This is a genomic window from Nonomuraea antri (assembly GCF_013283785.1).
GTDB lineage: Bacteria > Actinomycetota > Actinomycetes > Streptosporangiales > Streptosporangiaceae > Nonomuraea > Nonomuraea antri.
The window spans coordinates 1-14,488 of the sequence record NZ_JABCPZ010000262.1 but is presented as its reverse complement, the minus strand read 5'-3'; the positions used below and the strand labels follow the sequence as shown (position 1 = coordinate 14,488).

At 71.3% G+C, this 14,488-nt stretch carries 12 protein-coding genes; 7 read left to right on the top strand and 5 right to left on the bottom strand.

The window, feature by feature from the left end; all coding sequences use genetic code 11:
* Position 1: 1 nt before the first annotated feature.
* Positions 2-382 (bottom strand): hypothetical protein, encoded by a 381-nt coding sequence (locus HII36_RS47200; protein WP_173529914.1) that lies wholly within the window; start codon positions 380-382, stop codon positions 2-4.
* 162 nt (positions 383-544) lie between these two features.
* Here HII36_RS47200 and HII36_RS47195 point away from each other — a divergent pair, with 162 nt between their 5' ends.
* Positions 545-1,039 (top strand): hypothetical protein, encoded by a 495-nt coding sequence (locus HII36_RS47195; protein ID WP_173529913.1) that lies wholly within the window; start codon positions 545-547, stop codon positions 1,037-1,039.
* 63 nt (positions 1,040-1,102) lie between these two features.
* On the opposite strand, the gene HII36_RS47190 is transcribed toward HII36_RS47195, so the two are convergent.
* Entirely contained in the window at positions 1,103-2,689 is a 1,587-nt protein-coding gene (locus tag HII36_RS47190) for a M28 family metallopeptidase (RefSeq protein ID WP_173529912.1), read from the bottom strand.
* A gap of 572 nt (positions 2,690-3,261) precedes the next feature.
* On the bottom strand, positions 3,262-4,623 hold the full coding sequence (locus HII36_RS47185; RefSeq protein WP_173529911.1) for a glutamine synthetase family protein: 1,362 nt from the start codon (positions 4,621-4,623) through the stop codon (positions 3,262-3,264).
* A 162-nt stretch (positions 4,624-4,785) separates the two neighbouring features.
* On the opposite strand from HII36_RS47185, the gene HII36_RS47180 reads away from it, so the two are divergent.
* Positions 4,786-5,334: an EF-hand domain-containing protein gene (locus HII36_RS47180; protein ID WP_173529910.1), complete on the top strand. Its 549-nt coding sequence runs from the start codon at positions 4,786-4,788 to the stop codon at positions 5,332-5,334.
* 8 nt (positions 5,335-5,342) lie between these two features.
* The gene (locus tag HII36_RS47175; RefSeq protein WP_328808215.1) at positions 5,343-6,323 is read left to right on the top strand and encodes a terpene synthase family protein; all 981 of its coding nucleotides are present in this window, start codon (positions 5,343-5,345) and stop codon (positions 6,321-6,323) included.
* Positions 6,324-6,330: 7 nt separating this feature from the next.
* Here the strand turns inward: HII36_RS47175 and HII36_RS47170 are convergent, their stop codons facing one another.
* Complete coding sequence (locus tag HII36_RS47170; protein ID WP_173529909.1) at positions 6,331-7,293, bottom strand: DUF5937 family protein; 963 nt, start codon at positions 7,291-7,293, stop codon at positions 6,331-6,333.
* A gap of 58 nt (positions 7,294-7,351) precedes the next feature.
* On the opposite strand from HII36_RS47170, the gene HII36_RS47165 reads away from it, so the two are divergent.
* The 4 genes from HII36_RS47165 (at position 7,352) to HII36_RS47150 (ending at position 13,929) form a co-directional block, all read left to right on the top strand.
* A complete protein-coding gene (locus tag HII36_RS47165; RefSeq protein ID WP_328808214.1) occupies positions 7,352-8,551 on the top strand; it encodes an MDR family MFS transporter in 1,200 nt (399 codons plus the stop codon).
* A 129-nt stretch (positions 8,552-8,680) separates the two neighbouring features.
* The gene (locus HII36_RS47160) at positions 8,681-10,609 is read left to right on the top strand and encodes a sensor histidine kinase (protein WP_173529907.1); all 1,929 of its coding nucleotides are present in this window, start codon (positions 8,681-8,683) and stop codon (positions 10,607-10,609) included.
* Between the two features lie 28 nt (positions 10,610-10,637).
* On the top strand, positions 10,638-12,101 hold the full coding sequence (locus tag HII36_RS47155) for a BTAD domain-containing putative transcriptional regulator (protein ID WP_173529906.1): 1,464 nt from the start codon (positions 10,638-10,640) through the stop codon (positions 12,099-12,101).
* Between the two features lie 55 nt (positions 12,102-12,156).
* Positions 12,157-13,929 carry an NAD+ synthase gene (locus HII36_RS47150; protein ID WP_173529905.1) on the top strand — a complete coding sequence of 591 codons (1,773 nt, stop codon included), beginning with the start codon at positions 12,157-12,159 and terminating at the stop codon, positions 13,927-13,929.
* 14 nt (positions 13,930-13,943) lie between these two features.
* Here the strand turns inward: HII36_RS47150 and HII36_RS47145 are convergent, their stop codons facing one another.
* The gene (locus HII36_RS47145; protein WP_173529904.1) at positions 13,944-14,348 is read right to left on the bottom strand and encodes a hypothetical protein; all 405 of its coding nucleotides are present in this window, start codon (positions 14,346-14,348) and stop codon (positions 13,944-13,946) included.
* Between the last annotated feature and the right edge of the window lie 140 nt (positions 14,349-14,488).

Sequence of the window (14,488 nt, the reverse complement as noted above, 5' to 3'; positions counted from 1 at the left end):
ATCACGCCTTGGGCGAGGGACGCCAGGCCATCCAGTCGATGCGGACCCGGTCGCGGCGCTGCCTGTCCACCTTCACCGGCACCTGCGCGCCGGGCACCACCACGCCCATCGGGATGCGCGGCAGCGACTGCCTGACGGCCGCCCGGTACGTCTCGCCGTCGCCGAGCCGCACGCTGAGCGTGAACCCGACGACCGGCTGCCCGTTGATGGTCATCCCGGTGTCCGACATGTCGTCGATGACGGCGGTGGCGGCGATGCCGTTGGCCAGCAGCCGGTGCGCGCGCTGCGAGGCGATGAGGAAGGGTAAGCCCACGCAGGCCAGGATCAGCGTCGTCCCGCCGGTGATCAGCACGGCCAGCAGGATGCCCGAGGTGGCGCCCATGTTCACGTCCTATCTGATTGTTCTCGTTGTCCGATGTGTCAGTGATATCCGGACGGCTTTGCACGAGCCTTGATCGCCGATTGCACGCCGCCTGCCGCGCGCCGGACGAACGCCGCGCCGGGATTCAAGCGATCGGCAAGCCCGCTCACCCAGCATTCGCGCATGATCGCGCCCGCCTACCGCAGAACGACGCGCCTGTGCCCGATCGACGACCTGGACGTGCCGCTGCAGGTGCTCATCGACGGTTTCGCCGAGCGGCACCTGCTCGGCGACCTGCGCGCGTCCGCGCGGATCTGCGCCGAGACGCACAGCGTCCCGCTGCCGCGACCGGGCCGCGGCCCGCTGGGCGGCCCGGGTTTCGCGCCGATGGCGGTGGAGAACCGCGCCGCGGCGGTGGTCACCGACACGTTCGTGGTCATCGCGCTGGTCCGGGTGGACGGCGAATCCGTGCGCCTGGCCGGGCAGCTGGCCGACGCCACGCTGCGGACGCCCGACCCGGGCCTGTACGGACCGGAGCCGGGCGTGTTCGTGCACGCCGGATGGCTGGGGCACGGCGAGGCGAGCTCGTACCTGCTGCCGCTGGACGAAGGCCCCGACGGCCGGGTCTTCCTGTCACGCCTGCGCGATCTCATCGCGGCCGCCCGCGTCCGGCGCTGAATCGGCGGCACACGCGCGGATGCCCGCCACCGGAGGGTGGCGGGCATCGTCGAGCGCGGGACTTCAGCGGGTGACCGTACCGTGCCCGTGGTCGTGACCGGCGTCCTGACCGGCGGCGGCGGTGCGGGCCTGCGCGGGCGCCGGACGGGTGTCCGGGCCGGGCAGGTCACGGCTGAACGCGTAGACCACCGAGGCCGTGGCCATGGCGCCGGTGTTCAGCGCGATCGCCTTGTCGCTGATGTTCGCGATGGTGTCGCAGGCCTGGTGGTAGCAGGGGTCGTAGGCCTCGCCGGCGGTGCCGCCGAACAGCGCGGCCTCCTCGGGCGTCTTGATCCCCTCGGCCCCGGTGAACAGGCCGCCCGCGGGGACGCCGACCGCGATGAACGGCCCGTAGTCCGAGCGTCCGGTGAAGTCGGTGCCGACGTGGCCCTGGCGGATCGTGTCGAAGTACTTCTCGAAGAGCTTCTCGATCTCGTCCGAGCCGGGCGGGCCGGCGGGGGCGCCCTCGGCGTCGGAGTCGTCGCCGTCGTAGATCCCCAGCATGTAGTTGGGCGAGCCGACCATGTCGTAGTTCAGATACAGCTTGATCTTGGCCAGTTCGGTCTCGCTCAGCGCGCCCACGTAGAACTCCGAGCCGACCAGGCCCGACTCCTCGGCGCCCCACCAGGCGAAGCGCAGCCGGTTCTTGGTCGGGACCTTGCCCAGCGTCTCGGCGACGCTCAGCAGCGCGGCGCTGCCCGAGCCGTTGTCGTTGATGCCCGGGCCGGGCAGCACGGAGTCGAGGTGCGCGCCGGCCATGACCACCTTGTTCGCGTCGCCGTACCTGGAGTCGGCGATCACGTTGTGGGTGACGCGGATCTCGCTGGTGGTGTCGGTCCTGACGCGGACGACCGTACCGGCCGGGGCGGACAGCTCCTCGCCGACGGCGAAGCTGGTGCCGACGACCGGGATCGGCACCGGCGTGCCCAGGTTGCCCTGCAGCGTCGCGGTGCGGCCCGGCTGGCCCTCGTTGAAGATGATGGCGGCGACCGCGCCCGCCGCGGCGGCGTTGTTCGCCTTCACCACGAAGTCGCAGGTGCCGCGCTGCAGGAGGGCGATGTTGCCCGGGGTGAACCCGGCGAAGTCGGCCGCCTCGCAGCCGGAGTTCGACGTGCTCGGCGTCGGTCCTGGCGGCAGGACCAGGTCGACGTTCTGCAGGGTCGCGGTGACGTCACCGGCTCCCGACAGGTTCATGGTGGCGAACTCGCCGACGGAAGAGCCGTCGGGGGGCGTCGGCGTGTAGACCTTCGGCTCGGGCGAGATCTGCTCCAGGTGCGCGGTCGACAGCTCCTCGAAGAACGGGAACTCGAACGGCTGGACCGTCACCCGGTACCCGGCCTTCCTGAGCTTGGCGGCCACGTAGTCGCGCGAGGCGTCGTAGCCGCTGGTGCCGGCCGCGCGGGTGCCGTCGTGGGCGTCGGCGATGCTCTGCAACGCCTGCAGATGCCGCTTCACCGACGGGCCGCCGATGGAGTCGATGAGTCTCCGCTCGGCCGCACCGGGGGTGGGGTCGGCGTTCGCGGTGACCGGGGTCAGGACGAGGGGCAAGGTGAGTGCCGCGAGGACGGTGAGGGCGCGGGACACACCCGTGCGCGTCGCGTTCTGGCGCATACGGGCTCCTCCATGGGAGTGGGCTGGTGCATTCCCCCGATTTGCGAGCAGAAGGAACGTTAAACCGTCACTCAGACCCACGGGAAGACCTGATTTATCCAGAAATAAAGCTGCCTTTTCGGTAAGATAAACTGGCCCTTTAGTGAGAGCCCGCTTACTCGCACGCCCGCCTCACGACAACGCCGCGAAGGCCCTCCGACCAGCCTCTTCGCAACCGCTTTCCGCCAGGTCACGGCGCCCGCCGGCACCGCACGCGAGGCAGGCCAGAACTCGCTCCGGCGAACGTCACAGCCGACCGGAAAACGGCCGCGTTACGGACCGGAAGAAGAGATGAGCGTTACCTACGGGAAGACAATGCACGCCGCCCCGCTGCCCTGACGCCCCCTTCGAACGCTCCACAGACCCCCGACTCTCCACGCCCGCTGGAGCCGGTTCCGCGGCGTCCACCGGCGGGCCCGCCGCCCGCCGCCGCATCTGAACCCATCGGATTTCCCGATAACAGAATCACTTCGTTCCACCGAAACCGAAGCGGGGCCGCGCCCAGCTCCGCTTCTCTCGGAAGCCTTCGGGCGTCAGAGGACGGGCAGGTAGCGGCCGAGCTCGAACTCCGTCACGTGGCGGCGGTATTCGCGCCACTCCGTGCGCTTGTTGCGCAGGAAGAAGTCGAAGACCTGCTCGCCCAGCGTCTCGGCGACCAGTTCGCTCTGCTCCATCACCGCGATCGCCTCGTCCAGCGACTGCGGCAGCGGCTGGATACCGAGGGCGCGGCGTTCGGCGCTGGTCAGGGTCCAGACGTTGTCCTCGGCCGCGGGCGGCAGCTCGTAGCCGTCCTCGATGCCCTTGAGGCCGGCGGCCAGGATCAGGGCGAAGGCCAGGTACGGGTTGCAGGCCGAGTCGAGCGAACGGAACTCGATGCGGGTCGAGCCGCCCTTGTGCGGCTTGTACATGGGCACCCGCACCAGCGCCGAGCGGTTGTTGTGGCCCCAGCAGATGTACGAGGGCGCCTCGCCGCCCTGGCCGGCGATGGCCTCGGCGCCGCCCCAGAGCCGCTTGTAGGAGTTCACCCACTGGTTGGTGATGGCGGTGATCTCGGCGGCGTGCCGCAGCAGCCCGGCGATGAACGACCGGCCGATCTTGGAGAGCTGGTAGTCGGAGCCGGCCTCGTAGAAGGCGTTGCGGTCGCCCTCGAACAGCGACATGTGGGTGTGCATGCCGGAGCCGGGGTGCTCGGTGAACGGCTTGGGCATGAAGGAGGCCCAGATGCCCTGCTCCAGCGCGACCTCCTTCATGACCAGGCGGAAGGTCATGATGTTGTCGGCGGTGGTGAGCGCGTCGGCGTAGCGCAGGTCGATCTCCTGCTGGCCGGGCGCGCCCTCGTGGTGGCTGAACTCGACCGAGATGCCCATCGACTCCAGCATCATGATCGCCTGGCGCCTGAAGTCGTGGCCGGAGCTGTGCGGGGTGTGGTCGAAGTAGCCGCCGGAGTCGATCGGCTCGGGGCGCACGCCGGGCTCGGGACGGTTCTTCAGCAGGAAGAACTCGATCTCCGGGTGCGTGTAGAAGGTGAAGCCCATGTCGGCGCACTTGGCCAGCGTGCGCTTGAGCACCCAGCGCGGGTCGGCGTGCGAGGGCGAGCCGTCGGGCATGAGGATGTCGCAGAAGATGCGCCCGGCGCCGGGCGTCTCGCTGCGCCAGGGCAGGATCTGGAAGGTCGCCGGGTCGGGCTTGGCGAGCATGTCCGACTCGTAGACGCGCGCGAAGCCCTCGATGGCCGAGCCGTCGAAACCGATGCCTTCGGCGAAGGCGCCCTCCAGCTCCGCCGGGGCGATGGCCACCGACTTGAGGAAGCCGAGCACGTCGGTGAACCAGAGCCGGATGAACCGGATATCGCGTTCCTCGAGCGTGCGGAGCACGAACTCCTGCTGGCGGTCCAAGGCATCCCCTCGTGCAGACGGCGGGCAGACAATACGGGTCTTCTACCAGCATGCCGTGCCCGTGTTTCGCACACGTTACGGGGGGTGCCGGTGCGTGCCTCACTGACAAAGCGCCCGGCCCGACTTACTGTGATCACGCAGTCAGTCTCGGGGGAGGCATTGGTGTCCATCGACCTGCTCAATCACAAGCTCGATCGGGCGTTCGACCACATCGACGCGAACGGCAACGGCGTCGTGGAGCGTGAGGACCTGCTGGGGCTGGGCGCCCGCATTCTGGTGGGATTCGGCGAGTCCCCGACCTCGGTGGCGGGGAGCAACCTGGTCGACAGCTTCGACGGCATCTGGTCCACCCTGTCGCGGACGCTGGAGCGCGACGACGAAGGCGTCGGCCTGTCGCGCGACGACTTCCGGTCCGGCATGACCACGGCGTTCATCGCCGGCGACCGCTACGACCCGGTGTTCCGCCCGGCGACGGTGGCCGTGGCGGAGCTGTGCGACCCCGACAGGGACGGCCGGATCAAGCCGGGCGAGTTCCGTACCATGCTGAGCGCGTTCGGCATCGCCTACGACCACGTCGACGAGGCGTTCGACCGGCTCGACCGGCACGGCAGGGGCACGCTCACCGTGGACGAGCTGGTCGTGGCCGCCTGGCAGTTCTACAGCAGCGACGACCCGAACGCGGCCGGCAACTGGCTCTTCGGGCCGCTGTGAACACCGCCGTGAGCACCACCGTGATCGATACGGTGCGTACCGCGCTGCGTTCGGTGCTGCACTGGAAGCCGCTGATGCCGCGCCCGCGCAGGGGCGGCGCCGCGGCGCTGGCGCTGCTGCCGCTGACCGAGCGGGTGCCGGCGATGGCCGCGCCGTGCCGGATGCACCCGTCCGTGTACGCCATCGAGGCCGCGGTCATCGACTGGGCCAGGCGCACCGGGCTGCGCGCCGATCCAGGCGTGGGTTTCCACCGGATGGCCGGCCGGGCGTTCGCCGAGTTCGACGCGGCCGCGGCGGCGCTGTTCGCGCAGTGGCTGACCTGGCTGTTCCACCTGGACGACGAGCTGGACGAGGGCCCGTGCTCGCTGGAGATCTTCCAGGGCATGCTGCAGGGGTCGGTCTCGCACCCGCTGGAGGCGGCGTTCGCCGATCTGTGGCGGGTGACCAGCGCCAGGATGAGCGACCAGTGGCGGGGCAGGTTCGCGATGAACCTGCGGCGTCAGCACGACGCGTGCCGCACCGAGGCCGACAACCGGGCCGCCGGGCGGATGCCGACGCTGGAGGAGTACCCGGCGCTGCGCCGCGGCACGGTCGGGCCGTACCTGTACGACCTGGTCGAGCCGTGCCTGCGGGTGGAGGTGCCGGCCTGGATGCACGAGACGGAGCCGTGGCAGGAGCTGGTGAACGCCTGCAGCGACGTGACGGCCTGGTGCAACGACGTGGCGTCGCGGCCGAAGGAGCGCGGCGACGTGCACAACTTCGTGGTGCTGGCGATGCGGCAGCTCGGGCTGGGCGAGCGGGAGGCGGGCTCGTGGGTGCTCGACCGGATCGCGCGCCGCTGCCAGGACATGCACGAGGCGGCCAGGCGGCTGCCGCTGGACGAGCTGGCGCCCAAGGCGGCCAGGGACGTCAGCAAGGTGGCCTGCGCCTACCTGGCGGCTCCGCGCGCGCACCTGGACTGGCTGCTGGAGTCCACCAGGTACGCGTGAGCCCGGGTCAGGACACGCCGGCGAGCATGTCGCCGGCCGGCGTGCGTCGGTAGACGACCTGCTTGCCGATGCGCAGCCCGACGGCCAGCCCGCCGCCGCTGAGCACGCCCAGGTGCTGGCTGACCGCGCCGGGCGTCAGCGCCATGCGCCCGGCCAGCGCGGAGGTGGTGGCGGGCTCGGCCAGCGCGAGCAGGATCTGGGCGCGGCTGCGGCCGATGAGCGCGGCCAGCGCGCCTGGCGCGGGCGGCGGGCCCTGCTCCCACAGGGTGCCGACGCCGAGCACCGGGTAGACGAGCATGGACTGGTACGGCGCGCTCATCAGCGCCACCGACGGCCAGTAGAACGCGCTGGGCACCAGCACCAGCCCGTCGCCGTGCAGCCCGTCCCTGCCGCACGAGGGCCGGTCGATGATCAGCCCCTCGCCGGTCCAGGTCACGGCGGGGTCGAGCGCGGCGAACAGCTCGCGGGCGCCGCCCTGGGCGAGCTGCCTGGAGCGGCGCAGCACGTCGCGTTCGAGCAGCCCGTAGACGCGGGGCCAGAACTCGGCGAAGCACGCCTGCCAGTACGCCTCCAGCGCGTCGGCGACCCTGGCCACGCCGACGGCGGGGTCGTCCATGAAGCGGGCGATGACGGCGGGATCGGCGCCCTCGACCCGGGCGGCCTCCTCGCGCGCCAGCTCGGGCGAGGTGGCGCGGACGCGGGCGAGCTCGGCGGCGAAGTCGGGCAGCGGCGTGTCCGGCGGCGGGGTGATGAAGTCGGCCAGGTAGCCGCCGGCGGGGACGAGCGCGAACAGCTCGCTCAGGTCGAGCCCGGCCAGCCGGGGCCGCACGCACTTGATCCACGGCAGGTGGATGGACTGCCTGGCGGGGTCCTGGAGCGTGCGCAGGCTGGCCACCAGCTCCCACATCGGGGAGAACGCGAACCGGATCCTGGCCACGTCTTCGGGCTGCAGCACCCAGTTCACCGTCATGCTTTTAGTGTGCCCTAAATCGTTCGCGGCACAAAAGCGGATATATCACCCTTACTGCGTGACTAGCACCACTGTCCAGAAGCCCTCCTTCCTCCAGGCCAAGATCGGCGGACTCCCCCGCCCGTTCTGGGCCCTGTGGAGCGGCACCCTGATCAACCGGCTCGGCACCATGGTGATGCCGTTCACCGGCGTCTACCTGACCCAGGCCCGCGGGCTGTCGCCGACCGCGGCGGGCCTGGTGATGGCCGTGTTCGGCGCCGGGTCGCTGATCTCGCAGTTCCTGGCCGGGGCGCTGACCGACAAGATCGGCCGGCGCACCACGCTGACCGGCGGCATGCTGGCCACCGCGGTGACGATGGTGGCGCTGGGCTACAACTCCTCGATGCCGGCGCTGCTGGCCGCCATGTTCGTGCTCGGCCTGGTGATCGACATCTACCGTCCCGCGTCGAACGCCATGGTGGCCGACCTGGTCTCGCCGCAGGAGCGGCCACGCGCGTACGGGCTGCTGTTCTGGGCGGTCAACCTCGGCTACGCGGTCGCGATGACCGGCGGCGGCTGGCTGGCCGGCCTCGGCTTCATCTGGCTGTTCTGGATCAACGCGGTGACCAGCGTGGTGTTCGCGGTGCTGGTCTGGCGGGCGGTCCCGGAGACCCTGCCGGAGCCGGACGCCAAGCGCGCCGACGAGCCCGGCGGATTCGGCGTGGTGCTGCGCGACCGGCTGATGGTCGGCTTCACGCTGGTCGTGCTGGGCAACGCGCTGGTCTACTCGCAGACGATGACGATGTTGCCGGTGGCCATGGCCAAGGTGATGTCGATGGAGCAGTTCGGCCTGGCCATGGCGCTGAACGGGGTGCTGATCGTCATCGTGCAGCCGCTGGTGTCGGACTGGCTCGGCCGCAGGGACGCCGCCAGGACGCTCGCGCTCGGCATCGCCGTGATGAGCGTCGGCTTCGCGCTGACCGCGTTCGTCTCCAGCACGTCCTGGCTGGCCGTGACGATCGTGGTGTGGACGGTCGGCGAGATCATCACGGCCGGCATCGCGGGCACCGTCGTGGCCGCGCTGGCCCCCGCCCACCTGCGCGGCAGGTACGCCGGGCTGTTCGGGTTCGCCTGGTCGGCGGCGGCGGTGCTGGCGCCGCTGCTGGGCGGGCCGCTGCTGGAGCTCGGCCCCGGGGCGCTGTGGTTCACGATCGGCGGGGTCGGCCTGGTGTCCGCGGCCGGGATGTTGCTGCTCGGCCCGGCGATCAGGCGGCGCTGACGGGGGTCGTACGTGCTCGGAAAGGGCCTCCGACCGCGCGATCAAGGCGGCTTTAAGTAACTTTCAATTAGTTATTGGCATACTCCCGCTAGCTTCCTCGCAGTGAAAGGGTCGGGAAGGACCAGTGGGATGCGCGTGTCTGTGGCCTCACGTCGTGAGGCGGCCAGGTCGGCCGAGAGGCCGCCGGCCGCGTCGGCGGCGCCCCCCGGCAAGGCCGCTCTAGCGCGGGGCGTGGCGATCGGCATCGCCACGCTCGCCGTGGTGTTCGAGCTCACCGACATCTGGGTGACGTCCCGGTTGCCGCAGCCGTCGTGGACGCCGCTGCCCTTCGCCCCCGAGGACATGGCGGGCACCGCCTTCCCCGTCTTCGGGGCGATCCTCGTCTACAGCAGGCCGCGGCTGGTCATCGGCTGGCTGCTGTGCGTCGGCGGGCTGAGCGCGGCGGCCAACATCCTTTCCGCAAACGTTTACCGTCTGGTCGAGGGCCGTCCGCCCGAGGGCTCGCTGGTCGTCGGGCTCACCTGGAACGCCTGCGAGCTCACGCTGGGCGTGCTGCTGCCGCTGCTGTACCCGGCAGGCCGGCTGCCGTCGGCGCGCTGGCGCTGGGTGATCGTGCTCGCGGTGGCCGGCGAGGCCGTCGGCTGGGCCGGGGTGTCCGGCGAGTCCGACGGGATCAGGGGCGCCGGGCACTGGATGGTGGCGGCGGCCATGGGGCTGGCCTTCGTCTCGCTGGCGGTGCGGTTCAAGCGCGGCGACGCGGTCGAGCGGCGGCAGCTGCTGTGGCTGCTGGTGGCGCTGCCCGGGCTGCTCGTCCCGTGGATGCTGGGCGACCCGCTGTGGTGGGTGGCCTCGCTGACCATCCCGCTGATCCCGGCCGCGATCGCGGTGGCCGTCCTGCGTTACCGGCTGTTCGGCATCGACACGCTGATCAGCAGGGCGCTGGTGGGCACCGGGCTGGCCATCGTGGTCACCGGCGTGTACGTCGCGGTGAGCGCGGCCTCCAGCGTCTTCCTGGCCGAGTTCGACATGATCGCCGGGATCGCGGCCGCGCTGTTCGCCGGGGCGTTCTTCCAGCCGATGCGCCGGCTGCTGCAGCGGGCCGTGGACCGCCTGCTGTACGGCAGCACGGGCGTGCCCAGCGCGCTGGCCGGCCGGATCAAGCACCGGCTGCAGCACGCCGACCCGGTGCACGGCCTGCTGGCCACGCTCGACGTGCTGCGCGAGGGCCTGTCGGTGACCGGCGCCGCCGTCGAGCTGGACGGCACCAGGACCGTCTCGGGCGTGCTCGGCACCACGGCCAGGGCCGAGTCGCTGGTCTGGCACGGGGAGCCGGTGGGCGTGCTGCTGATCGGGCCGACCGACCGGCGCAGGTTCCCCGCCGCGCACAACGAGCGGGTGATCGCCACGCTGACGCCGTACATCGCCGACGCCGCGCACGCCGTCCGGCTGACCGCCGCGTTGCAGCGCTCGCGCGAGCGCATTCTCACCGCGCGCGAGGAGGAGCGCCGGCGCCTGCGCCGCGACCTGCACGACGGGCTGGGGCAGTCGCTCAGCGGCATGGCCATGTCGATCAACGCCGCCCGCCTGTCCATGCGCCACTCCCCCGAGCAGGCCGAGCGGCTGCTCACCCAGCTGCGCACGTCCATGGACGAGGTGAGCCTGGACATCAAGCAGCTCGTCTACGGCCTGCGCCCGCCCGCGCTCGACCAGTTCGGCCTGGCCGGGGCGGTGGCCGAGCTGGCGGAATCACCGGTGGAAACGGTCGGTAATCTGGAGGGCCTGCCGGCCGCCGCCGAGGTCGCCGCCTACCGGATCGTCCAGGAGGCGCTGACGAACGCGCGCAAGCACGCGGGCGCCTCGAGGATCGCGATCAGGCTCGAACGCGACGACAGGCTCCGCGTCACCATCACCGACGACGGCGTCGGCCTCCCGCCCGACCCGCGGCTTGGCCTGGGCCTGGCCACCATGCGAGAACGAGCCGCCGAACTCGGGGGAACCTGCGTGATCCGGCAGGCAGAAGGAGGCGGAACCGCTGTCCACGCCGATCTACCCCTGTGAAAATTCTCCCTCTACGCTTACGGCTGACATGCTCACCTTCAACGCCCTCGGACCGTTCCAGGCCTGGAACGGCGGTGTCCCACTCGACCTCGGCGGCCAGCGGCAGCGCGCGGTGCTCGCCCGGCTGCTCGTCGCGGGCGGCCGCGCCGTGCCCGTCAACACGCTCATCGACGAGTTGTGGCCGGGTGCCCCGCCCACTCAGGCCCTGTCCACCATCCAGGGCTACGTCTCACGGCTGCGCCGCGCGCTCGAACCGGGCCGCGCGCCACGCGAGGAGGCCGGGGTGCTGATCACCGCCCCGCCCGGCTACGCGCTGCGCGCCGCCACCGAGCAGGTCGACTCCTGGCACTTCGAGAGCCTGGTGAAGACCGAGGGCGCGCCCGCGCTGGTGTGGTCGGCCATGGAGAGCGCGCTGGCGCTGTGGCGCGGCCCGGCGCTGGCCGAGTTCGCCGAGCTGACCTGGGCGTCCACCGAGGCCGGGCGGCTGGAGGAGCTGCGGCTGATCGCGCTGGAGCGGCGCGGGGACGCCGGGCTGGCGCTGGGCCGGGCCACCGCGCTGGTGGCCGACCTGGAGGCGCACGCTTCTGCGCACCCGCTGCGCGAGGAGGCCTGGCGGCTGCTGTCCACGGCGCTCTACCGGATGGGCCGCCAGGGCGACGCGCTGTCCGCGCTGCGCCGGGCCCGCGCCGCCTGGCGGGACGAGCTCGGCCTCGACCTGTCGGTGTCGCTGCAGCGGCTGGAGAGCGACATGCTCGCCCAGCGGCTGGAGGAGCCCGCCGTCCAGGCCGGGCCGGCCGCTCCGGCGGCGCACGCCGCGCCCGTCATGCCCGCGGGGTCGCGCACGCTGCGCGTGCTGGTGGCCGACGACCAGGCGCTCGTCCTGGCCGGGCTGCGGGTGATGCTCAGCAGCGAGCCGGGCATCGAGCTGGTCGGCGAGGCGAGCGACGGCGAGGCGGCCATCGCGGCCGTCACCGAGACCGGCCCCGACGTGGTGCTGCTCGACATCCAGATGCCGCACCTCGACGGCCTGGCCGCGGCCCGCAGGATCCTGGCGCTGGAGAAGCCGCCGAAGGTGATCATGATGACCACGTTCGGCAGCGACGAGAACCTGTACGCGGCGCTGCGCGCGGGCGTGAGCGGCTTCCTGCTCAAGACCTCGCCGCCGGAGCAGATCATCGCCGCGATCAGGGCCGCCGCCGACGGCGACGCGCTCATCGACCCGGCCGTCACCACCCGGCTCATCCGCGGTTTCTCCGGACGGGTCGACCCCGACTCGCCCCCGGCGCTGGCCGGGCTCTCCGACGCCCTGCTCGACGTGCTGAAACTCGTCGCCAGGGGCCTGTCGAACCGGCAGATCGGCCAGACGCTGGCCATGCCGGAGCACGAGGTGGCGCAGGTGGTGAAGTCGCTGCTGGACCACCTCGGGCTGTTCGACCGGGCACAGCTCGTGATGGCGGCCTACGAATCCGGTTTGGTCACGCCGGGACGGTGATGGGCTGCTTTTCGTCGCTTTGACGATAAAAATCGGGTCGTATTAGGCTTGAGCCGTGGCTCAACTGCGTATAGCCCTGGCACAGACCAATCCGACCGTCGGCGACCTCACCGCCAACGCCGAGCGGCTCGTCGGGTGGACCCGCGACGCCGCCGAGCGTGGCGCGCATCTGGTGGTCTTCACCGAGATGTTCCTCACCGGCTACCCGGTGGAGGACCTGGTGCTGCGCACGTCCTTCGTGGACGCCAGCATCAGGACGCTGGAGGAGGTGGCGGTCAGGCTCAGGGACGAGGGGCTGGGCGAGCTGCCGGTCGTGGTCGGCTACGTCGACCGGGCCGGCCTGGCGCCCCGGGTCGGCCAGCCGAAGGGCGCGCCGCTGGACGCCGCCGCGCTGCTGTACCGGGGCGAGGTCGTCACCCGCACGGCCAAGCACCACCTGCCCAACTACGGGGTGTTCGACGAGTACCGCTACTTCGTGCGCGGCGACCGGCTGCCGATCTTCCGGCTGCACGGGGTGGACGTGGCGATCGCGGTCTGCGAGGACCTGTGGCAGGACGGCGGCCCGGTCTCCGTCGTCGGCCAGGCCGGGGCCGGGCTGCTGGTGGTGCCGAACGCCTCGCCGTACGAGAAGGAGAAGGACGACGTCCGGCTGGAGCTGTGCGTGCGCCGCGCCCGCGAGGCCGGGTGCGCGCTCGTCTACGTCAACCAGGTCGGCGGGCAGGACGAGCTGGTCTTCGACGGCGACTCCATCGTGGTCGACGGCGCGGGCGCGCTGGTCGCCAGGGCCGCGCAGTTCCGCGAGGAGCTGCTCATCGTCGACCTGGACGACCTGCCGGTCTCCGACGCCGGGCCGGGCACCGTCCCCTACGACGCCGGCGACGGCACCACGATCACGGTGGAGCGGCTGGTGCTGTCGTCCGAGCCGGTGGAGGCCTACCAGGCGCGGCCGGCGGGCATCGCCGAGCGGCTCGACCTGCCCGCCGAGGTGTACTCGGCGCTGGTGCTCGCGGTGCGCGACTACGTGGCCAAGAACGGGTTCGAGTCGGTCATCCTGGGCTTGTCCGGCGGCATCGACTCGGCGCTGACCGCCACCATCGCCGCCGACGCCATCGGCCCCTCCCGGGTGCACGTGGCGCTGATGCCCTCGCGCTACTCCTCCGACCACTCGCTGGCCGACGCCGAGGACCTGGTACGCAGGCAGGGCATCAACGCCCAGATCGTGCCGATCGCGGAGATCGTCAACGCCTTCGAGAAGGAGATCGACCTGTCCGGCCTGGCGGCCGAGAACCTCCAGGCCCGGGTCCGCGGCATGATCCTCATGGGCCTGTCGAACCAGCACGGCCACCTGGTGCTGACCACCGGGAACAAGAGCGAGCTGGCGACCGGCTACTCGACGTTGTACGGCGACTCGGCCGGCGGGTTCGCCCCCATCAAGGACGTGCCCAAGACGATGGTCTGGGACCTGGCCAGATGGCGCAACGCGCACTCCGACCCGGGCTTCCTGCTGGAGGTGTCCGCGCCGATCCCGGAGAACTCCATCACCAAGGAGCCCAGCGCCGAACTGCGTCCCGACCAGCGCGACACCGACTCGCTGCCGCCGTACGAGGTGCTGGACCGGCTGCTGGACGACTACGTGGAGAAGGACATGGGCTCGCAGGAGCTCATCGCGGCCGGCCACGACCCGGCGCTGGTGACGCGGATCATCCGGCTGGTGGACCTGGCCGAGTACAAGCGGCGCCAGTACCCGCCGGGCCCCAAGATCACGCCCAAGAACTTCGGCCGCGACCGCCGCCTGCCCATCACCAACCGCTGGCGCGAGACCACCTGACCCGCGGGCCGGCCTCAGGTTTCCCTGATCCAGGGGCCGGCGTCCCGCAGGGGCTGGAGGTCGATGTTGTAGTACCAGAGGTAGCCGATCACGATGACGTAGAGCACGGCCAGCACGACGCAGATGGTCAGCAGCGTCGGTGTGAGCCTGTCGCGGCTGCGCTTCCACGTGCGCTTCGGCAGGGCGGGGCCCGCGTAGTCCTGGACGACGTAAGCCCGGTTCCCGCTCTGCCGCACGCCGTCGGCCGAATCGCCGGCGGTGGCGGGGCTGTTGATCAGCATCAGTGTGACGTCCCGCCCGCCGGCGCTTCGCGCGAGGTACGTGACACCGTACGGGCTCTCCGCGAGCCGGCCCATGAGCCGGTAGGAGTCGATCAGGGGCGGATCATTGTCATGAAGCGGTTGGAGGTCGCCCTGCACGATCGATCATCTTCCTTCTGCCGGTGTCGCGCGCCGGAGAGATAGGTCTCGAAGGGAGGATCACACCCGCCTTGAACAGCGCCTGGATGATGTTAGCGCTGGTGAGGAGAAGAATGTCCACCTTGAGCACCCACCGCGAC